Raw genomic sequence first — 20345 nt, 5'->3', positions numbered from 1 at the left:
TCCTCTTCAGAGGTCAATAGGAAAGATAGACGTCGGTCGTGAGCGTCGACAGCGCCGGGGGCGGCGCCGCTTTCGCTTCGCGGACGGCTGCGTCGATCAGCGTATCGACCTCGGCGTCGATGGCATCCAGATCTTCGGCTTTCAGCATTCCACCGCCCGTGGTGCGGGCCCGGAAGAACTTGAGCGCATCAAGATAGCGCCGCTCGTCCTGCACCTCGCCCGGCTTCTTGTAGGTTGCCGCGTCGCCTTCGAAGTGGCCGTAATAGCGCGTGAACTCGATATGGATGAAGCGCGGGCCCTCGCCGTTGCGGATCGCGGCGACAGCCTCTTCGGCGGCGCGGTAGACGGCGAAGTAGTCATGCCCGTCAACCCGTGCGCCCTTGATGCCGAAGCCTTCGGCGCGGCGCACCGGATCATGGCCTCCGATCGACCACGAACTTGCCGTCGACTCGGCATAGCCGTTGTCTTCGAGCACGAACAGAACCGGCAGATCATAGACCCGCGCGAAGTTCATCGATTCCAGCGTGGTTCCCTGGTTGAACGCGCCATCCCCGAAAAACGCGACCGACAGGCCGCCGGTCTTCAGCGTCTTGGCCGTCAGCGCCGCACCACACACCAGCGGCGCACCGCCGCCCACGATACCGTTCGCGCCAAGCATCCCGACATCGAGATCGGCGATATGCATCGAGCCGCCCTTGCCACCGCAAAGCCCGCCCTCGCGGCCATAGATCTCTTTCATCATGCCCATCACGTCGCAGCCCTTGGCGATCGAATGGCCATGCCCGCGATGGGTGCTTGCAACAGTGTCATATTCGCCCAGCTGCTGGCACACGGCCGCCGCCGAGGCTTCTTCACCCGCGTAAAGATGGACGAAGCCCGGAATTTGCCCGGTCATGAACTCTTTGTGCACCCGCTCTTCGAACTCCCGGATAACGCGCATGGTGCGATATCCGTCGAGTAGCCGCTGTTTGTCGATCTTCATGGGAAATACCTCCTCGGTATCGGGGATGAACGTAGAACTGTCCCGCGTCTGACGTGCCTTGGCGGACGCGCGGAAAGCAGGTCATGAACCCGCCCTGCGCCGCGCCGGCATCTGGCGATTTGCTGGCAAACAAACCTGTCCCGGTGGGTCGTTTTTTGTACCGTCACCGAGAGGCTGTTCATGTGTTTGCTCCACCCTTCGCCTTGGAAGACAGGCTGTCACGGGATGCAGAGCCGGGCGTTGATCCAAATCAATCTTGGCGCGGGGGCCGGATCGGCGGCCGAAAACGGCCGCTCATGTTTCGCCCTGACGGATTTCGTGCGCGCGCTGACAGAGCCGCTTTTTCCTGTCGGCACGTGGCGCCGGGTAAAGAGGCGCAAATCGTGCCATCGGTCGTTCTCGTGCGGATTGAGCTTTAAGAACAATGCCATGGCTTGCCAGTGGCATCACGATCTCGTCCGGGCGATCTTCGGGCTGATCGCTGCGCTTGGCGGGCGGTTCTTCAGAAAGCCCAGGCAATTCCGGAACGGTGCGACACGATATGCGCAGGCGGCGCGACATTATCTCGCGGCCGCCCGCGTCGCCTCCTCAGCACTCTGGACGCGGTTTTGCGAGTCCGCGTGTTTGCCCCGCGCTCAGTTCTCCGTGAGCTCTTTGCTGGCGACCATGTAGCCCTCCTCCTGCTCGGCGCGGATCGCGATATCGGAGAAATCATAGTCGCGCGAAGGATGCTCGCCCGAGCGTGCCTCGCGCACGAAACGGGTGATGCTTGTCGGCGCGCCGCGCCCCATGAGCTGGATATAGGATGGCAGATGCCTGATCCGCGATGCTTCGGCCGGTTCGAGATGGGAAAGTACAAAATCGGTCAGCCGGCGATAGGCGGCAGAGGTCTCGCGGTGGCGCAGATCGCTCCGCACCCGTTCGGAATAGATGATCTCGTCGCGCCGGGCCATGACCTCCATTATGTTGGAGGGAAGCTCGCGCTCATTGGAAAAGAGATCGACGATGAACACGCGTTTGCCATCCGGCCCGCAGCGTTCGTTCACCAGATCAAGCGGCGAGTTGCTGATGATGCCGCCGTCCCAATAGGCCTTGCCGTCGATGACGGTCCAGGGAAACCCCGGCGGCAGGCTGCCGCTGGCCAGGATGTGATCGGGGGTCAGATCATCGACATAGCTGTCGAATATCTCCAGCTCTGCGGTTGCCACGTTGATCGCGCTGACCAGCAGCCGCACCGGGCTGGACTTGAGGCGCGGGAAATCGACATATTTCATCAGAAGGGCGCGCATCGGCGCCGTGTCGTAAAAGCTTTTCCAGTTCACCGGCAGGTCCAGCATGTTCTGGAACGAGGGCATCCAGCGCGGCCGGAAGAAATTCGGCACCCCGAGCGCGAGGATCCTCATCGCGACGGCGGTCTGGCTGGCCCAGGCGGCGGGCAACGGCGGCGCGGCGACGGCCAGTTCCTCCCAGAAGGCTTCCAGCGCTTCGGTGGCGCCATGCGGATGGCTGGCGATGATCGCGCCGTTGAACGCCCCGATCGAGACACCGGCGACGATGTCGGGAAAGATCTGCTGTTCCTCGAGCGCTTTCACCACGCCGCATTCGAATGCGCCGAGCGCGCCGCCGCCTTGCAGAATCAGCGCCGTCTGAAGCGGAAGGTGCTCCAGATCGAAATCGGAATCGGGCAACCTGTCCTTCACCCCCTGCAGGTTGATCCGGTAGCGGATCATATCCTCCGCGATTCGCGTCTCGTCTGCCGGGCGTCCGATCGAAAACAGCGCCCGCGGCACGTCATCCTTGAGGTAGAACAGCGCAAACGAGCGTTCTGCGGGATCGGGATCGCCCCGGCCGATCCATTCATCCGCCCCTTCGGTAACCCCGAGCACGTTGAACCCGACATCGCCGATCTCGCAGAAAAAATAGGAAACCTCGTCATAACGCAGGCGGCGCCCCATCATGTTGCGCGCCGCGAGCCGCCCCTGTTTGACGGCATTGTCCCAATGTTCGATGTGGCGGCGCTGGGCGAAGACGGGATCGTAGAACGCCGTGACATCGCCCGCGGCGAAGATATCCGGCACGTTGGTTCGGAGCTGATCGTCGGCGACGATATAGCCATTCTCGAGCGCGATCCCGCTTCCGGCCAGGAATTCGGTGGTCGGCGTCACGCCGATGCTGACCACCACCAACTCGCAGGGCATGCGTATTCCGGTCACGGTCTCCAGCTCGCGCACGGCATCCCTGCCATGCAGCGCGGCGGTGGTGGTGTCAAAGAGCAGCTTCAGGCCGCGGCTTTCCACATGCTGCTGAAATCGCTTTGAAAGGCCGGGCGCTTCGAGCCGGTACAGCAGCTCCGGGCCGCGCTCGATGATCGTGACCTCGAGGCCCAGTTCGCGCAGGGCCATCGCGATCTCCAGGCCCAGAAAGCTGCCGCCGAGCACGACGGCATGCTTCGCACCCGCCGCCGTCTGCCGGATCGCTTCGGCATCGGCGACCGTGCGCAAGGTATGCACCCCCCGCAGTTCCGCCCCGCGCGCCTTCAGCGGCCGCGGGGTGCTGCCCGTCGCGATCAGCAGCCGGCGATATCCGATCTCCTCGCCCGCTTTTGTCGTCACGATCCGCCTTTCGGGATCGACCGCGCGCACGGTCGTGCCAAGGCGCAGCTCGATCGCATGTTCGCGATAGAACTGTTCGGGGTGGACCAGGATCTGGGGCGCCACCGCTTCGCGCATCGTGGGCGCCTTGGACAGGGACGGGCGGTGGTAGGGTGGCAGGTTTTCGGCGCAAAGCATCATCACCGATCCGGTGGCGCCCTCGGCCCGCAGCGTTTCGGCGGCGGATGCCGCGGCCAGCCCGCCGCCAATGATGAGATACTCCGCCCGCAGCGGTTCGGTGCCCTCCGGCGCCGGGTTTTCAATGCCTGCCATGTGTGCTGATCCTTGCGCGGCTCATCAGTGCCAATTGTGTTCCGTTTCAATCGCGCCTGCTCCGATGACGCGCCCGAGGATGACGGCGGCCCGAGCCGCGACCGGGATTGCAGGCAAAGGCTACCGCGTCTTCGCGCCCAGGTAAAAGCAAATGATTGCCGCAGCGTGTCCGGTGTGGTTCAGCAATGCCCCCGGTACTTCTTGTGCTCAGGCCTCACCCCCGCTTGACCGCCTTCGAAATCCACATCATATCGGCGCAATGACCGACCTGAAAAACATCCGCAACTTTTCCATCGTGGCGCATATCGACCACGGTAAATCCACGCTGGCCGACCGGCTGATCCAGCTTACCGGCACCGTGGCCGCGCGGGACATGAAGGCGCAGCTTCTCGACAACATGGATATCGAGCGGGAACGCGGCATCACCATCAAGGCCAACACCGTGCGGATAGAATATCCCGCGAAGGACGGCCAGACCTATATCCTGAACCTGATCGATACGCCGGGCCATGTGGATTTCGCATATGAGGTCAGCCGTTCGATGCAGGCGGTCGAAGGTTCGTTGCTGGTGGTCGATGCCTCTCAGGGGGTCGAGGCGCAGACGCTGGCCAACGTCTATCAGGCGATCGACGCGGATCACGAAATCGTGCCCGTTCTCAACAAGGTCGATCTGCCCGCCGCCGATTGCGACCGCGTGGCCGAACAGATCGAGGATGTGATCGGCATCGACGCCTCTGATGCCGTGCGGATCAGCGCCAAGACGGGTCTCGGCATCCCCGAAGTGCTGGAGGCGATCGTGACCCGCCTGCCGGCCCCCAAGGGCGACCGTGACGCGCCGCTGAAGGCGATGCTGGTCGACAGCTATTACGACGCCTATCTGGGGGTGGTGGTGATCATCCGCGTGATCGACGGGGTGATCAGGAAGGGCGACAAGATCAAGATGATGCGCACGGGCGGCACCTATCCGGTGGATCGCCTCGGCGTGTTCCGGCCCAAGATGGAGAATATTCCCGAACTGGGCCCGGGCGAGATCGGCTTTCTGACCGCTTCGATCAAACAGGTGCGCGACACCCGCGTGGGCGATACCATCACGCATGAGAAAAAGCCCTGCGCCGCCGCTCTGCCGGGCTTTAAACCGGCGCAGCCGGTGGTGTTCTGCGGCCTGTTCCCGGTTGATGCCGCCGAGTTCGAAGATCTGCGCGATGCGATCGAGAAGCTGGCGCTGAACGATGCCTCCTTCAGCTACGAGATGGAAACCTCGGCCGCGCTCGGCTTTGGCTTTCGCTGCGGTTTCCTCGGCCTGCTGCATCTCGAGGTGATCCGCGACCGGCTGGAACGCGAATATGACATCGATCTGATCACCACGGCGCCCAGCGTGATCTATCACGTCTACCTGCGCGACGGCACGATGATCGAGCTGCACAACCCCGCCGACATGCCCGACATGACGCTGGTCGATCATATCGAGGAGCCGCGCATCAAGGCGACCATCCTGGTGCCCGACGAATACCTGGGCGATGTGCTGAAGCTGTGTCAGGATCGGCGCGGCATCCAGATGGATCTGACTTATGCCGGTACCCGTGCGATGGTTGTCTATGACCTGCCGCTCAACGAGGTGGTGTTCGATTTCTACGACCGGCTGAAATCGGTGACCAAGGGCTATGCCAGTTTCGACTATCAGATGATCGGCTACCGCGAGGATTTCCTCGTGAAGATGCAGGTTCTGGTGAATGACGAGCCTGTGGACGCGCTGTCGACCATGGTGCACCGCGACCGGGCAGAGCTGCGCGGCCGGGCCATGGTCGAGAAGCTGAAAGAGCTGATCCCGCGCCACATGTTCAAGATCCCGATCCAGGCGGCCATCGGCGGCCGGGTCATCGCGCGCGAAACCCTGTCGGCGATGCGCAAGGACGTGACCGCGAAATGCTATGGCGGCGATGCGACGCGGAAAAAGAAGCTGCTGGAAAAGCAGAAGGCGGGCAAGAAGAAGATGCGCCAGTTCGGCAAGGTGGAAATCCCGCAGCAGGCGTTCATCAACGCGCTGAAGATGGACGATTGAGCGCCTTTGCCCTCACAACACGCCACCTGCGCGATCCCGACCCCGCCCGCTTCGGGGCCCGCTGAACCGGAGTTGCGCTAGCTGCGCGCCCCCTTGCGATCGGCCGGGTCCGGCTCTCCGGCAAGGGGTCGCGCGTCGAGTTCGGCGGCGATATCCTCGTCAAGCGGGGTGTCGCAGCTGTTCAGGATGTACCCCAGGGTCGAATAGAACCCCACTGTCGCGATCACGTCGAACAGTCCCGCCGTGCCGACCATATCCACAAGCGCCGCCTGAATGGCCGGCGACAGGCGCTTTTGGTCGAACAGCTCGTCAACCGCGCGGGCGATCGTGGCATCCTGCGGCGCCATGCCCTCGGCCCGGCCGCGGATCGAGCCGATGCGCGCATCGTCCATCCCGCAGGCACGGGCGCGCACCACATGCTGCCCCCATTCGTAGGACGAGCCCAGCCGAACGCCCGTGCGCAGGATCGCGACCTCGCTGAGCTGCGCGCCAAGGGCGTTGTCCAGCACCACATGCTGGCGCAGCGGTGCCCATGCCTTCAGCAGGGCGGGGTTGTACGCCATGGTGCGATAGACATTCAGCCGCCCGGCAAAGCCATCCTGCATGCCATCGGCAAGGGCGGGCCAGTCGGCGTCGGACAGGGGCGGGAACACGGGCATGTCGGGCATGGTTTTATGTCGTTTCGCTTGGCATGGCGCCGGTGCCGAAACGCCCGGCGCCGGCGCGCTGTGTCACAGAACCTGGCGCATCGCCGTTTCCAGCTTGGTAACGATCTCTTCGACATGGCTGTCGTCCAGGATAAAGGGCGGCGCCAGCAATATGTGGTCGCCGTTTTTCCCGTCGATCGTGCCGCCCATCGGATAGCAGATCAGCCCTGCCTCGAAGGTCGCCTTCTTCAGCGCCTTGGCGATGCCGCGTTCCGGGGCGAAGGGGCGTTTGCTTTCCCGATCCTCGACCAGTTCGATGCCGCGAAACAGGCCGCGCCCCCGGATGTCGCCGACATGGGGGTGCTGGCCGAACGCATCGGCAAGCGCGGCCTGGAGCGTCTCGCCCATGGCCTGCGCGCGCCCGACCAGGCCGCCGCTGGTCAGCTTGGTTACCACGGCAAGGGCGGCGGCGGCGGCCACCGGATGGCCGATGTAGGTGTGGCCATGCTGAAAAAAGCCGGAGCCATCCTCGATCGCCTTGTAGATCGCGCCGCTGCACAGCATGGCGCCGATCGGCTGATACCCCGCGCCCAGCCCCTTGGCGATGGCGGTGATATCCGGCGCGATGCCGTCCTGCGCGCAGGCGAACAGCGTTCCGGTGCGGCCCATGCCGCACATCACCTCGTCGAGGATCAGCAGAACACCGTATTGGTCGCAGATCTCGCGGATACGTTTGAAATAGCCCGGCGCAGGGGGCACGGCGCCGGCGGTGGCGCCGACCACGGGCTCGGCGACAAAGGCCATGACCGTTTCCGGCCCGAGGCGCAGGATTTCGGCCTCCAGCTCATTCGCCGCGCGCAGGCCGTAGGCTTCGGCGCTTTCGCCGGCTTGCTGGTGGCGATAGGCATAGCAGGGGGCGATATGGCTGGTGTCGATCATCAGCGGCGCAAACGGCTCGCGGCGCCACATGTTGCCGCCGGTGGCCAGCGCGCCAAGCGTGTTGCCGTGATAGCTTTGCCGGCGGGCGATGATGCTGCGCCGCGCCGGCTGGCCGATTTCCAGATAATATTGCCGCGCCAGTTTCAGCGCCGCCTCCATCGCCTCCGATCCGCCCGACACCAGATAGACACGCTCCAGCCCCGCAGGCGCATGCTCGATCAGAAGATCGGCCAGCGCCTCGGCCGGTGCCGAGGTGAAAAAGCCGGTATGGGCAAAGGCCACCTGATCCAGCTGCGCCTTGATCGCGGCGGTCACATCGGCATCGCCATGGCCCAGGCAAGACACGGCCGCGCCGCCCGATCCGTCCAGATACTGCTTGCCCGTCTGGTCATACAGATACACGCCCTCACCGCGCGCCACCGTGGGCGGGGCCGATTTCGTGTGGCGGGGAAAGATATGTGACATGGGGGCTTCCTTTCGTGCGAATCCCCGGCGGCCATGCTGCCGTCCATCATTTTTGGAACATATGTTTCATTTATTGACAACAAATAAAACACGTGAAACGCTCCGTTTCATCGAATCCTTGGGGGGCTCATGCCCGACGCTGTGTCGATTGAGGAAAAGATCGCGGCCGAATATGGCGGCCTGAGCGCGAAGCTCAGGGTCGCGGCGGATTTCGTTGCCGCAAACCCGGTAGAGGTCGCCACCCGGTCGCTGCGCGCGATCTCGGCCAGTTCGGGGCTTGCGCCATCGACGTTTTCGCGGCTGTCGCGGGCGCTGGGATTCGACAGCTATGAAGACATGCGCGAGCTGTCGCGCAATGCCATCGGCCGCCAGGTCATCAGCTTTTCGGAAAAGGCCCGCCGGTTGCAGGCGGAAAAGGCCAATGGCGAGTCGGCCCCTTTCCTCGAGCGTCAGGGCGCGGCCTGCATCGCCAATATCGAAGCGGCGACCCGCCTGATCGAGCCTGCCCGGCTCGAGGCCGCGGTCGACCGGCTGCATGTGGCGCGCAACGTGGTTCTGTTCGGCGCGCTCGGGTCCACCGGGCTGGCGGAATACATGGCCTATATGGGCAATTACTTTGCGGCGAACTGGTCGATGGCGGGGCGCATGGGCGCGTCGCTGTCTTCGGCCATGGCCGATCTGGGGGAGCAGGACGCGCTGATCGTCGTCACCAAACCCCCGTTTGCCCGCCGCGCCATCCTTGCCGCGGAAATGGCATCGCAAAAGGGCGCCTATGTTCTGGTCATCACCGACACCCACACATGCCCCGCCCTGCAATATGCGTCGGCACAGTTCATCCTGCCGTCAGACAGCCCGCAGTTCTTTTCGTCCTATGCCGCGACGCTGGTGCTGATGGAAGCCATCATAGGCATGCTGGTGGCCCGCGCCGGGCCCGAGGCGAAGGCCAGGATCGAAGAGATCGAGGCCCGCAGCCACATGCTGGAAGAATTCTGGGCATAACCGCCCTGAGTATCAAACCCAAAACCAACCACGGGAGTTCACGATGTTTGCCAAACTGAAATTCACAGCCGCCGCCATGGCGGTGGGCCTGATGGCCGCGCCGGCGGCGCAGGCCGAAGAGTTCATCACCATCGGCACCGGCGGTGTGACCGGGGTGTACTACCCCACCGGCGGCGCGATCTGCCGTCTGGTCAACAAGGGCCGCAAAGAACATGGCATCCGCTGCTCGGTCGAATCCACCGGCGGCTCGGTCTATAACATCAACACCATTCGCGAGGGCGAGCTGGAATTCGGCGTGGCCCAGTCCGACTGGCAGTACCACGCCTATCACGGCACCTCGAAATTCGAAGAGGCCGGCCCGTTCGAAGGCCTGCGCGCCGTCTTCTCGGTGCACCCCGAGCCCTTCACCGTGGTGGCCCGCGCCGACAGCGGTATCAAGACCTTCGACGACCTGAAGGGCAAGCGGGTGAACCTGGGCAACCCCGGCTCGGGCGCGCGCGGCACTTTCGAGGTGGTGATGGCCGAAAAGGGCTGGACCACCGATGACTTCGCGCTGGCCGCCGAGCTCAAACCGGCAGAGCAGGCCGCGGCGCTGTGTGACAATCAGGTGGATGCGATCGTCTTCACCGTCGGCCATCCCTCGGGCACCATCCAGGAGGCGACCACCGCATGCGATTCCGTCATCGTGGCGGTCGAAGGCACCGAGATCGACAAGCTGATTTCCGAAAACGCGTTCTACCGTTCGGCCACCATCCCCGGCGGGATGTATCGCGGCTCGGATGAGGATGTGAAAACCTTCGGCGTGGGCGCCACTTTCGTGACCTCTGATGCGGTGTCGGAAGAGGCCGTGTACACGGTGGTGAAATCGGTGTTCGAAAACTTCGAGGATTTCAAGAAGCTGCACCCGGCCTTCGCCATTCTGAAGCCCGAGGAAATGGCCACGGCCGGCCTTTCCGCCCCGCTGCACCCCGGTGCCGCGAAATATTACAAAGAACAGGGCTGGATTGAATAACCAACTGTGACAGTATGACGACAGGGCCGGGGGCGCATGCCGCCCCCGGCCTCTCTGAACCGACGGGCGGATGAACCGCCCGCGCCCGGAGACAGGCCCGCAACAGGCCGGTGTGTAATGATTGCCGCAGAAACGCGGCCCAACGGGGAATCTGGGACATGACGGACAAGTCGCCGAGCAATGGCCGCGCACTTTCGGAAGAGGAACTTCAGGAGCTGGTCGCCGCCTCCGACTCCGGCGCGCGCAACCCGGCCGGGCCGGTCGGGATCTTCCTGGCGGTTGTCGCGGTTGTCTGGTCGCTGTTTCAGGTGCTGCTGGCCTCGCCGGTTTCGAATGTGATCCTGCCCGGCGACGTGATCAACAACTCGCGCCAGATCCATCTCGCCTTTGCCATCTTTCTGGCCTTCTGCGCCTATCCCGCCCTGCGCACCAGCCCGCGCAGCTATATCCCCGTTCAGGATTGGATCTTCGCCGTCACCGGCGCCTTCATCGCGCTTTACGGCTATTTCTTTTATCAGAAGGTCGTCAATTCCGGCGGGCTGGCCGACGATACCGACAAATGGGTGGCGCTGGTCGGGCTGATCCTGTTGTTCGAGGCCGCGCGCCGCGCGCTGGGTCCGGCCATGGCGATCATCGCCACGATCTTCCTGCTCTACGTGTTCTTCGGCTCGTCGGAGATCGTGCCGGAGGTGATCCGCTGGAAGGGCGCCTCGCTGAAAAAGGCGATGAGCCACATGTGGATCACGTCAGAGGGCGTTTTCGGCATCGCGCTGGGCGTCTCCACCAAATTCGTGTTCCTGTTCGTGCTGTTCGGCGCCCTGCTCGACAAGGCCGGGGCGGGCAACTACTTCATCAAGATGGCCTTCGGCGCGCTGGGCCACCTGCGCGGCGGCCCGGCCAAGGCGGCGGTTGTGGGCTCCGCCGCGACGGGCCTGATCTCGGGCTCGTCCATCGCCAATGTCGTCACCACCGGCACCTTCACCATTCCGCTGATGAAGCGGGTCGGGTTCAGCAGCGAACAGGCCGGCTCGGTCGAGGTGGCAAGCTCGGTCAACGGCCAGATCATGCCCCCCGTGATGGGCGCCGCGGCCTTCCTGATGGTGGAATATGTCGGTATTTCCTATGTCGAGGTCATCACCCACGCCTTTCTGCCCGCCGTGATTTCCTACATCGCGCTGGTCTATATCGTGCATCTGGAGGCGGTGAAGCGGAACATGCCCACGCTGGGCAACCGCACCACTTCGCTGGCCAGGACGATCGGCGGCATGTTCGTCTTCTTCGCCGGTTTCGCGGCGATGTGCTACGGCGTGCAATATCCGGTGCGCTGGGTTGCCTCGGTGGTGCCCGAGGGGGCGGGCTGGGTGCTGGCGGCGCTGGTCTTCGTGGCCTATGTGGCGCTGTTGTGGCTGGCCGCGCAGGTGCCCGATCTGGAACCCGACGACCCCAATGCCGAGCAGGTGGAACTGCCCGAGGTGGGCAAGATCTACAAGGCGGGGCTGTATTTCCTGCTGCCGATCGTGGTGCTGGTCTATTTCCTGATGATCGAACAGAAATCGCCGGGCCTGTCGGCCTTCTGGGCGACCGCGCTGTTGTTCGCGATCCTGCTGACCCAGCGCCCGATCAAGGCGATGTTTCGCGGGCAAAGCGAAACCGTCAACGCCTTTCGTGCCGGCGTGGGTGATCTGATCCAGGGGCTGATCGACGGCGCGCGCAACATGATCGGCATCGGCCTGGCCACCGCCACCGCAGGGGTGATCGTCGGCACCGTCACCCTGACAGGGGTGGGGCAGGTGATGGCCGATCTGGTAGAGTTCCTGTCGGGGGGCAATCTGATCCTGATGCTGGTGATGGTCGGGTTGCTGAGCCTCGTTCTGGGCATGGGGTTGCCGACCACGGCGAACTATATCGTGGTCAGCTCGCTGATGGCCGGGGTCGTGGTCGAGCTGGGCGCGCAATCGGGGCTGATCGTGCCGTTGATCGCGGTGCATCTGTTCGTGTTCTACTTTGGCATCATGGCGGATGTGACGCCGCCGGTGGGGCTGGCCAGTTTCGCCGCCGCCGCCGTTTCGGGCGGTGATGCGATCCGCACCGGCTTCATCGCCTTTTTCTACTCGCTGCGCACGGTGGCGCTGCCTTTCGTGTTCATCTTCAACACCGATCTTCTGCTGATCGACGTGGGCTGGGCACAGGGCATTCTGGTGTTGGTCACCGCGACGATCGCCATTCTGGTCTTCACCGCCGGAACGATGGGCTATTTCGTCACCAAAAGCCGCATCTATGAAAGCATCGCGCTGGTGCTGATCGCCTTTGCGCTGTTCCGGCCCGACTACGTGATGAACAAGTTTCAGCCCGCCTATGAAACGATCGCGCCCGCCGCGCTCGAACAGGCGATGGGCGCGGCGGATGAGGGGCAGGAGCTGCGCATCGTCGTGTCGGGCCCGGATTTCGATACGGGCGAGATCAAGGAAACCACCCTTGTGCTGCCCGCCGGCCCGGAGGAGGGCGGCGCGGCGCGCCTGCAGGCGCTGGGGCTGACCGCGATCCCCGAGGGCGACGGGATGCTGCTGGAAGAGCCGTTCCCCGGCACGCCCTTCTTTGAAACTCTTGGCTCGTTTGACTTTTACGGCGATACGCCGGTCAGCGTGGCCTCGGTTCAGGCGGCGGCGGATCAGGCGCCGAAAGAGCTGATCTTCATTCCGGTGCTGCTGTTGCTGGCGGGGCTGGCGTTCATTCAGCGGGCGCGGGCCCGCACTCAGCAAGGAGTTCCCGCATGAGCACCTCGATCCTTTGCGCAATCGACGTGAGCCAGCCCGAGGTTGACCGCAACGTGCTGCTGACCGCCGACAAGCTGGCCCGGCTGGATGACGCGCGGCTTGATGTCATCACCGTCGTTCCCGATTTCGGGATGAGCGTGGTGGGATCCTATTTCGACAACAGCTTTCATGACAAGGCGGTCGCCAAATCGCGGGAGATGCTGAACGATTTCGTGTCGTCCACGATCGGCGCCGAAGCCAACGCCAAGGTGCGCCACATCGTGGCGACCGGCAAGGCCTACGAGGAAATCCTGCATGCGGCGCGCGAGGCGGGGTCGGATCTGATCGTGATCGGCTCGCACAAGCCCGAGCTGCGCGATTACCTGCTCGGGCCCAACGCGGCGCGGGTGGTGCGCCACTCCAAATGCTCTGTCTATGTGGTGCGCTAGCTAGCGGGCCGCCAGCGCGCGAGCGATGGTTTCCGACAATTGCCGCAGCGCGTTCGCCTGTGCCGCGGCGATCGCGCCGGGGGTTGCGCCCTCCAGCGGCACCGGAATGTCGAACCGGCCGGCGGTGTTGTCAAACGGCCGCCCTTCGCCGCTGACGTAATACATCCCGCTCAGCCGCAACACACCGTCGGCCCCGGCCAGCAGCCGTTCGGCCCGGATATCGACGCTGACATCGGGCAATGCGTCAAGCGGCCAGGGTTCGGCGGCCACGGTGGCCGAGGTGATCTCGGCCAGGTGGCGGGCGATCACCAGCGTCGCCGCACGCTCGGGCGTGTCGGCCCAGAGCCCGCCGGGGGTTTCGATGGCGCCGGTGGCGCTCTGCAGCGCGATCTCGTCGGCCGCGGCATAGGCCGGCAGGGAAACGGTGCGCACCACCACGGAGCGGACCGCCGGCCTGACGCGCAGGTCCGAGGTGACCGGCTCCATCTGATAGCCCGGACCGGTCGCGGAACAGGCGGGAAGCAGCAGAACGAGGGCGACGGCCAGGGCGCGCAGTGGGCTCATGTCATTTTCCAAACAGGATCGAGTTGGGGTCACGCTCCAGCGTCCGGGCCAGCGTGCGTATGGCGTTGGCCGCGGATTGGATGTCGCGGAAGGTGGCAAGTGTTTCGGCGTTGAAACGGGATCGCTCGCCGTAGCTGCCAAGCAGGGCTTCGGCCTCGGCCACGACCCGGCTCAGACGTTCCGACAGGGCGGGCAGGCTGGCGGCGGCGTTTTCGACGGCATCCGCCGCCGCCTCGGCCGATGCCAGCGCGGAGTTGACGTTACCGATGGCGCCGCCTTCACGCAGTTCGGCCAGAAAGCCGCGCACCTGGTTCAGCGCGCCGGTCAGGGCCGGAGGAAGCTGCCGCGCATCCTCGGTGCCGATCAGCGCATCGATCGAGGCCAGCGCCCTGGTGGCGGCGTCGACCAGCTCTTCCACGGCCAGGCTGTTGGCCTTGTCGCCCAGCGCCTTGACCTGTTCGGTGATCTCCGGAAGGTCGGCCGCGGCCGTGTCGATATTGGCGGCAGCCGAGGCTGCGCTGTCGATCGCGTCGTTCAGCTTTGCCACCGTGCGGGCCTGTTCCAGCTCGTCGGTGATCTTGCGCAGATCGCCGATCGCGGCCCGCACCTCGCCCGGCACCGCCTGGGTGTCGGCCGATCCGATCAGCGCGCGCGCCTCGTCCAGAAGCGCGTTCATGGTGCGGGGCGTTTCCTGCAATGCCTGATCGTTGGCCAGCCGCTCCAGACTGTCCATCAGCGATATGGCCGAAGACAGAAGCTCTTCGACCGGAAGCGCGTTGATGCGTTCGAATACCCCCTCTGCCGTCGCGTCGAAATCCGAAAGCTCGGCTTCGGTGGCGGGCAGCACGGGATAGGGTTTCGCCTCCATGTCGATGGTGGCGGGGGTGTACTCGGTCAGCTCGACGAGTTCGACGATCAGCGCGCCGGTCAGGATGCTGCTGGTCGCGAGCCGGGCGCGCAGGCCGCGCGCAACGTAATCCTGCAACAGCGTCATCACGCCTTCGGCGCTCAGATCATCGCCAAAGCCCAGGCGGCTCGGCTTGATCGTGAGGTTGACCAGAAGCCGGATGCGGCGCCGCCCGTCAACCTCTTCCACCTGCGCGATCAGGTCTGACACCTCGCCGATCCGAACGCCCCGAAAGCGCACATCGGCGCCGGGGGTCAGCCCGCTGACCGACCCGTCGAACAGCACCGACAGGTGCAGATCGTCCGGCGCGGCGGTCGCGTCGTTGAACAGGCTTTCGCGGGCGGCAGCCTCGTCTTCATAGATGTCGAACACCTGCCCCTGGGTGATCGGATCGCCACCCGAGATCAGCGTGTCGAAGCTGACCCCGCCTTCCACCAGCGAGGCAAGGCTGCTCATGTTCAGCGTCACCCCCGCCGTCCCGAGCGAGACGGAAAATCCCGACGTGTCCCAGAACCGCGTGGCCGAGGTGATGCGCCGGTCATGCGGGCCTTCGATGAAGGCCTGAACCACCACCCCATCGCCCGACGGGCTCAGCCGCGGTTCCTCGATATAGCCCACCTTGACCCCCTTGTGCAGGATCGGCGCCCCGGCGGCCAGCTTGTTGCCGTCGCGGGCGTGCAGTTCGATCTGGGTGCCGGGCTGGCCCGGGCGCACCAGCGGCGGCTCGTCCTGCCCCGTAAAGCTGCGCCGCGCGGTACCTCTCTGTGAATTCCACGATCCTTCGATGAACACGCCCGACAGAACCGTATCGAGCCCCGAGATGCCGCGCACGGAAACCTGCGGGCGCACCACCCAGAACCGCGCGTCTTCGTCGAGAAACGGGATGACATCCCTGTCGATCCGGGCGGTGATGATGACGCGCGACAGGTCGCCGGAAAAGCCGACCTTCTCGACCGTGCCGACCGTCACGTCGCGAAACTTGATCGCGGTGCTGCCGGCCACCACGCCGGTGGCATTGGCGAAAGAGATTTCAACCAGCCGGCCGCGATGCGAATAGTTCTGCCAGGCCACGCCCAGCGAAATGGCCAGCGCCAGAACCGGCACCAGCCAGACCACCGACAGCCGCTGCCAGAATGCGGGCCGTGCCGGCCGGATCTCGGGTTCAGGGGGGGTAACGTCGTTCATTCCGCGGGTCTGTCACTGTCCCAGATTGTTCGTGAATCGAAACTTTGGGCCGAAAGCATCGTGAAGGCCACCGATAGTGCAAAGCTGACGGCGGCGATGCCGGGGTTGATCGTAGCCACCGTATCCAGTTGCACGAGCGATGACAGGATCGCAACCACAAACACGTCGATCATCGACCAGCGGCCGATGAAGTCTGTCACTTCGTACAGCCTGTGGCGCAAATGGCTGTGCTGGCGGATGGGCCACTGCACGCTGAGCGCCAGATAGCTGATGGCGATGAACTTGCCGATCGGGATCATCACGCTGGCCACGAACACGATCAGCGCAACCCCGTAAGACCCGTGATGCGCCAAGTCTATCACGCCGCCGATGATCGTGCTTTCGCGTTTGCTGACCAGGGTCGAGGTCAGCAGCATGGGATAGATATTGGCGGGAATGTAGAGGATCATGCCGGCAAACAGCCAGGCCCAGACCCGTTGCAGGCTTTTGATCTCGCGGCTGGAAATCGGCCCGCCGCAGCGCTGACAGATCTGCGCCCCGCCCGGATGGACGCGGCCGCAGCGGCGGCAGGCCACCAGCCCCGCCGCGCGGGCGGTCAGGGGGCCCGGTTTTCCAGCGATTTCCATATCGAATACCTGCACATGAAATTGTCCTGAAGTACTGTGACGAGAACGAGGCCGACAAACGCCCAGAACGCCGGCCCGAGCGAGACCGTGGCCAGCCCCGACACCTTGATCAGCGCGACCGCGACGCCGACGATGAAGACCTCGGCCATCGACCAGGGTTTCAGCGCCTCGGCCAGCCGGAACGCGGCGCGGGCATGGACAAGCGGCGCGCGCCCGAGCGCCATCGGCGCCAGCGTATAAAGGATCGCCGCCAGCCGGGCGAGCGGGATCAGCACGATCAGCCCCGCCACCGCCACCGACAGCGGCAGCATCAGCCCCGAGGAAAAGGCGCGCACCGCATCGAACACCGAGGCAAAGTTGTGCAGCCCGGCGGCATCGAGCGCGAGAAACGGGAAGAACACCGCCGCAACCATCAGGACGACGGCGGCAAGCGACAAGGCGGTGATCCGCGCGAAGGCCCCCGGCCGAGGGGTGATCAGAACCGCGCCGCAGCGATTGCAGCGGGCACGCGCATTGTCGGGCACATCGACAACCCGGTAGAGGGCGTCGCATCCCGGGCAGGCAATCAGCGGCGAAAGCGGGTCGGGATCATCGGGCTCCATTCTGTGCCTCCTTCTGTGGCCGGGGCAACGGGCCGCCGGGGCGGGCGCGGCGGCGGTTCACTGCGACGTGCCGTCGCCCTGCGCGGCCTCGACCTCGGCGGCAAGCAGGTACCCGCTGCCATGCACGGTCCGGATCATTGAATCCGCCGCATCGCCATTGTCAATCTTGCGCCGCAGCCGGACGATATGCGCGTCGATCGCCCGGTCGGTGATCGAGACCGCATTGCCATAGACGGTTTCGAGGATACGCTCGCGGGTCTGAACCTCTCCGGCGCCCTGGGCCAGCGCGCGCAGCAGCGCGAATTCCGTGCTTGTCAGATAGACATCTTCGGCCCCGCCGTCACGCGTCAGCCGGCGCTCGACCAGATCGAGCGTCAGATCGCCGAACCGAAGAAAGCGGACCGGCGGCAGGGCGCCGGCGAGTTCGGCATCGGCGGGCTTGCTGCGGCGCAGGACCGAACGGATGCGCGCCAGCAACTCGCGCGGCTCATAGGGTTTGGTGAGATAATCGTCGGCGCCCAGTTCCAGCCCGATGATCCGGTCATAAACCTCGTCGCGGGCGCTGAGCATGATCATCGGCACCCGGTTGTCGCGCCGCACCTCGCGGGCCATTTCGAACCCGTCCACATCCGGCAGGATCAGATCGAGGATGATCAGGCTGAACTCGTGCCGGGCCATCGCCATGCGCATCTGTTCACCGCTTCCGGCCGAGGTGGCGCGAAAACCCTGTTTCGCAAGGAAACGTTCCAGAAATGACGTCAGCTGCCGGTCGTCATCCACGATCAGGATATGATCCTGCATCGGTCTTTTTCCTTTTATTTACAGACTTTATCTTGCACAGTCAGGCTGCATTCGCAACAAAAGACCGCTGTCGGGAGCCATCTTGTGGACGGGTCGAACACCGGCAAATCCCTTGCACGATCCTACGCAATCGGTGTCGCCGCGCTTTTCCTGCTGCTCGTCACGGTGTCGCTGGGCCCCTATCTGGGCATCCAGACCCGCGCCCAGTTCCGCGAGATCGAGGCAAGCTGGCTGAACTATTCCGGCGATGCCGGGAAGAAGGGCGTCTGGATCAGCTCGATCCGCGGCTATCTGGGATACGGCGGCGTCATCCACGATTTCAAGAATTACATTCTGCGGCAGGACCCGTTCTATCTGGATCAGACCAGGGTGCAGCTCGAGCAGTTCCAGGCGGTGATCGAGGATTACCTGGCCGCACCCATCGGCCCCGAGGAACGCGCCGCGCTGGAGGTGATCGGCGCCACGGTGCGCGAATACGAGGTCAAGCTGCCCATCGCCGTGCAGGCCGCGCAGGAAGGCTGGGACGTGGCGCGCACCGACCGGCTGGTGCGGGTCGATGATACCGCGGCGATAGAGGCACTGGGCCAGCTTGAACGCCTGTGGCAGGCCAACCGACAGAAAAGCACCGAGCGGATCATTCAGGCGGTCGGAGAAGGCGAGCGGCTGATCTGGGTCGGTTTCCTGTCGGTCGTCTCGCTGGTGGTGGCGGCGCTGACGCTGGGGGTGCTGTTCGCGGTGCTGTTGCTTGATATGCGCCGGGCGATGCACCGTCTGGCCGATGAACTGCGGGTGCGTCGCCGGCTGGAAACCTCCGAGGTGCGGCTGGCCACCGCTGTCGAGCAGAGCCCGGCGACGATCTTCATCACCGATATGGATGCAAGGATACTCTATGCCAATCGCCGTTTCGAGGATATCACCGGCTGGACGCGCGCCGAGGTCGAGGGCAAGACGCCGCGCTTTCTGCAATCGGGCGACACCCCGCCCGAGGTCTATCGCGAGATCCGGGAAAGCCTCGCGCGCGGGGAAACATGGCAGGGGGTGTTCCGCAACCGGCGCAAGGACAGTGGCAGCTACTGGGCGGAAACGACCATCCTGCCGCTGATCGGACCCGACGGAACGGTGCAGAACTTCATCGGCATTGCCGAGGATATCACCGAAAGGCGCCATGCGCGCGATCAGGTGGTGCGCGCGCAGAAGCTCGAGGCCGTGGGCCTTCTGGCGGGCGGCGTGGCGCATGATTTCAACAACATCCTGACCACCATCGTCGGTGCCGCGCATCTGGCCGCGCTGGACGCGCCCGCAGGCAGCGCGATCGCCGGCGAGATCGAGCAGATCGACATCGCCGCGCGGCGGGCGCAAAGCCTGGTGAAAGAGCTTCTGACCTTTGCCCGGCGTCAGCCCGGCCGGCCGCAGCCGACCAACCTGACCACGCTGATGCTCGAGGTCACGCGCCTGATGCGCGCCTCGATTCCGCCCACCATCGCGCTCGATTGCTGCGACGGCGTCGAGCCCTTCATCGTGATGGCCGACCCCACGCATCTGCACCAGATCCTGATGAACCTGTGCCGCAACGCGGCCGAGGCCATCGGCGGCGCAAGCGGAACGATCCGCGTGTCGGCCCATGCCGTTACCGAGGATCTGCCCGAGGGGCTCGCGCCACGGCCCGACGGCTGGGTCCGGCTGGAAGTGACAGACGATGGGCCCGGAATGTCCGCCGATACGCGGCGCCAGCTCTTTGATCCGTTTTTCACCACAAAGCCGCTGGGCAAGGGCTCCGGCCTTGGGCTGGCCGTGGTCTCGGCGCTGGTCGAGGAGATGGGGGGCGGGATCGCGCTTGACAGCGCGCTTGGCACCGGAACCACCTTCGCGATCTTCCTGCCCGGCGCGCGCGAGGCCGAACTGGAAAGCGAGGCCCCGCCCGACGAGATCCCGCGCGGCCGCGAACGGGTGATGCTGATCGACGATGAAAGCGAAGTCGCCGGAACCTTTCGCCGGATGCTGCTGCGGCTTGGCTATCAGGTCGAGGCGTTCACCTCTTCGGTGGTCGCGCTGGAGCGGTTCAGCCGCCGCCCCCGGCAATATGATCTGGTGATCACCGATGTCGTCATGCCCGGCCTGAGCGGCGAGGAACTGGCCGAAGCCATGCGCCGGCTGCGCCCCGATGTTCCGATCATCTTCTGCACCGGCTACGCGCCCTCGGGGATCACCCTGTCCGGTCCCGCGCCCGACGTTCTGGACAAGCCTGTCGATCCCGCGCTGCTGGCCCGGCGCGTGCGGGCAATGCTCGATACGCGTGGCGCATGACGGGGGCGTTTTCGGCGCCATCACATTTCGTCACAAAAAGTTCCAAACCGCCACGCCGCGCGCAACATCTGCAAATACCGAATCCGCTAGCCTGACCGCAGATCATCATGCGCGGCGGTCGTCCGGG

At 64.7% G+C, this 20345-nt stretch carries 16 protein-coding genes; 7 read left to right on the top strand and 9 right to left on the bottom strand.

Features of this window, described 5'->3' with window-relative positions; all coding sequences use genetic code 11:
* Positions 1-13 precede the first annotated feature (13 nt).
* On the bottom strand, positions 14-982 hold the full coding sequence (locus TQ29_RS15550; RefSeq protein ID WP_037208893.1) for a thiamine pyrophosphate-dependent dehydrogenase E1 component subunit alpha: 969 nt from the start codon (positions 980-982) through the stop codon (positions 14-16).
* 240 nt (positions 983-1222) lie between these two features.
* Here TQ29_RS15550 and TQ29_RS15545 point away from each other — a divergent pair, with 240 nt between their 5' ends.
* Positions 1223-1654 carry a hypothetical protein gene (locus tag TQ29_RS15545; protein ID WP_157445610.1) on the top strand — a complete coding sequence of 144 codons (432 nt, stop codon included), beginning with the start codon at positions 1223-1225 and terminating at the stop codon, positions 1652-1654.
* Here TQ29_RS15545 and TQ29_RS15540 read toward each other — a convergent pair.
* Positions 1618-3906: an FAD-dependent oxidoreductase gene (locus TQ29_RS15540; protein WP_054539897.1), complete on the bottom strand. Its 2289-nt coding sequence runs from the start codon at positions 3904-3906 to the stop codon at positions 1618-1620. The two genes, TQ29_RS15545 and TQ29_RS15540, sit on opposite strands and share 37 nt — an antisense overlap.
* A 259-nt stretch (positions 3907-4165) precedes the next feature.
* Between TQ29_RS15540 and lepA the strand changes: the two genes are divergently transcribed.
* A complete protein-coding gene (lepA, locus tag TQ29_RS15535; protein WP_054539896.1) occupies positions 4166-5965 on the top strand; it encodes a translation elongation factor 4 in 1800 nt (599 codons plus the stop codon).
* A 77-nt stretch (positions 5966-6042) separates the two neighbouring features.
* On the opposite strand, the gene TQ29_RS15530 is transcribed toward lepA, so the two are convergent.
* Together TQ29_RS15530 and TQ29_RS15525 are read right to left on the bottom strand one after the other, a co-directional pair.
* Positions 6043-6633 carry a carboxymuconolactone decarboxylase family protein gene (locus tag TQ29_RS15530; protein ID WP_054539895.1) on the bottom strand — a complete coding sequence of 197 codons (591 nt, stop codon included), beginning with the start codon at positions 6631-6633 and terminating at the stop codon, positions 6043-6045.
* Positions 6634-6696: 63 nt separating this feature from the next.
* Positions 6697-8016 (bottom strand): aspartate aminotransferase family protein, encoded by a 1320-nt coding sequence (locus tag TQ29_RS15525; RefSeq protein WP_054539894.1) that lies wholly within the window; start codon positions 8014-8016, stop codon positions 6697-6699.
* Between the two features lie 129 nt (positions 8017-8145).
* Between TQ29_RS15525 and TQ29_RS15520 the strand changes: the two genes are divergently transcribed.
* The 4 genes from TQ29_RS15520 to TQ29_RS15505 all read left to right on the top strand — a co-directional run bounded on the left by TQ29_RS15520 (position 8146) and on the right by TQ29_RS15505 (position 13229).
* A complete protein-coding gene (locus TQ29_RS15520) occupies positions 8146-9015 on the top strand; it encodes a MurR/RpiR family transcriptional regulator (RefSeq protein ID WP_037208888.1) in 870 nt (289 codons plus the stop codon).
* A 43-nt stretch (positions 9016-9058) separates the two neighbouring features.
* Entirely contained in the window at positions 9059-10027 is a 969-nt protein-coding gene (locus TQ29_RS15515) for a TAXI family TRAP transporter solute-binding subunit (protein WP_082386678.1), read from the top strand.
* Positions 10028-10185: 158 nt separating this feature from the next.
* The gene (locus TQ29_RS15510) at positions 10186-12801 is read left to right on the top strand and encodes a TRAP transporter permease (protein ID WP_054539893.1); all 2616 of its coding nucleotides are present in this window, start codon (positions 10186-10188) and stop codon (positions 12799-12801) included.
* On the top strand, positions 12798-13229 hold the full coding sequence (locus TQ29_RS15505; RefSeq protein WP_054539892.1) for a universal stress protein: 432 nt from the start codon (positions 12798-12800) through the stop codon (positions 13227-13229). The genes TQ29_RS15510 and TQ29_RS15505 overlap by 4 nt, the downstream gene beginning before the upstream one ends.
* Here TQ29_RS15505 and TQ29_RS15500 read toward each other — a convergent pair whose 3' ends face one another.
* Genes TQ29_RS15500 through TQ29_RS15480 form a run of 5 tightly spaced genes read right to left on the bottom strand, consistent with a single transcriptional unit; the run spans position 13230 to position 17914 of the window.
* Entirely contained in the window at positions 13230-13793 is a 564-nt protein-coding gene (locus tag TQ29_RS15500; protein ID WP_054539891.1) for a membrane integrity-associated transporter subunit PqiC, read from the bottom strand.
* A gap of 1 nt (position 13794) precedes the next feature.
* Complete coding sequence (locus TQ29_RS15495) at positions 13795-15885, bottom strand: MlaD family protein (RefSeq protein ID WP_054539890.1); 2091 nt, start codon at positions 15883-15885, stop codon at positions 13795-13797.
* Positions 15882-16511 carry a paraquat-inducible protein A gene (locus TQ29_RS15490; protein WP_054539889.1) on the bottom strand — a complete coding sequence of 210 codons (630 nt, stop codon included), beginning with the start codon at positions 16509-16511 and terminating at the stop codon, positions 15882-15884. Before TQ29_RS15490 ends, TQ29_RS15495 begins: the two co-directional genes overlap by 4 nt.
* Positions 16481-17113, bottom strand: a complete 633-nt coding sequence (locus TQ29_RS15485; RefSeq protein WP_054539888.1) for a paraquat-inducible protein A — start codon at positions 17111-17113, stop codon at positions 16481-16483. The genes TQ29_RS15490 and TQ29_RS15485 overlap by 31 nt, the downstream gene beginning before the upstream one ends.
* A gap of 57 nt (positions 17114-17170) precedes the next feature.
* Positions 17171-17914: a response regulator gene (locus tag TQ29_RS15480; RefSeq protein ID WP_054539887.1), complete on the bottom strand. Its 744-nt coding sequence runs from the start codon at positions 17912-17914 to the stop codon at positions 17171-17173.
* Between the two features lie 84 nt (positions 17915-17998).
* On the opposite strand from TQ29_RS15480, the gene TQ29_RS15475 reads away from it, so the two are divergent.
* Positions 17999-20218: an ATP-binding protein gene (locus tag TQ29_RS15475; protein ID WP_054539886.1), complete on the top strand. Its 2220-nt coding sequence runs from the start codon at positions 17999-18001 to the stop codon at positions 20216-20218.
* The last annotated feature ends 127 nt before the right edge of the window (positions 20219-20345 follow it).

The sequence above is a fragment of the Actibacterium sp. EMB200-NS6 genome, assembly GCF_001305615.1.
Lineage (GTDB): Bacteria > Pseudomonadota > Alphaproteobacteria > Rhodobacterales > Rhodobacteraceae > Actibacterium_A > Actibacterium_A naphthalenivorans.
Note: the sequence above shows the minus strand (reverse complement) of the source record. Positions and strands in the feature narration are given on the sequence as shown.

Coding starts and splice junctions, on each gene's coding strand:
- TQ29_RS15540 (WP_054539897.1), bottom strand. CDS start 3,906: ATGGCAGGCATTGAAAACCCGGCGCCGGAGGGCACCGAACCGCTGCGG.
- TQ29_RS15530 (WP_054539895.1), bottom strand. CDS start 6,633: ATGCCCGACATGCCCGTGTTCCCGCCCCTGTCCGACGCCGACTGGCCC.
- TQ29_RS15550 (WP_037208893.1), bottom strand. CDS start 982: ATGAAGATCGACAAACAGCGGCTACTCGACGGATATCGCACCATGCGC.
- TQ29_RS15515 (WP_082386678.1), top strand. CDS start 9,059: ATGTTTGCCAAACTGAAATTCACAGCCGCCGCCATGGCGGTGGGCCTG.
- lepA (WP_054539896.1), top strand. CDS start 4,166: ATGACCGACCTGAAAAACATCCGCAACTTTTCCATCGTGGCGCATATC.
- TQ29_RS15500 (WP_054539891.1), bottom strand. CDS start 13,793: ATGAGCCCACTGCGCGCCCTGGCCGTCGCCCTCGTTCTGCTGCTTCCC.
- TQ29_RS15505 (WP_054539892.1), top strand. CDS start 12,798: ATGAGCACCTCGATCCTTTGCGCAATCGACGTGAGCCAGCCCGAGGTT.
- TQ29_RS15520 (WP_037208888.1), top strand. CDS start 8,146: ATGCCCGACGCTGTGTCGATTGAGGAAAAGATCGCGGCCGAATATGGC.
- TQ29_RS15490 (WP_054539889.1), bottom strand. CDS start 16,511: ATGGAAATCGCTGGAAAACCGGGCCCCCTGACCGCCCGCGCGGCGGGG.
- TQ29_RS15525 (WP_054539894.1), bottom strand. CDS start 8,016: ATGTCACATATCTTTCCCCGCCACACGAAATCGGCCCCGCCCACGGTG.
- TQ29_RS15485 (WP_054539888.1), bottom strand. CDS start 17,113: ATGGAGCCCGATGATCCCGACCCGCTTTCGCCGCTGATTGCCTGCCCG.
- TQ29_RS15510 (WP_054539893.1), top strand. CDS start 10,186: ATGACGGACAAGTCGCCGAGCAATGGCCGCGCACTTTCGGAAGAGGAA.
- TQ29_RS15480 (WP_054539887.1), bottom strand. CDS start 17,914: ATGCAGGATCATATCCTGATCGTGGATGACGACCGGCAGCTGACGTCA.
- TQ29_RS15495 (WP_054539890.1), bottom strand. CDS start 15,885: ATGAACGACGTTACCCCCCCTGAACCCGAGATCCGGCCGGCACGGCCC.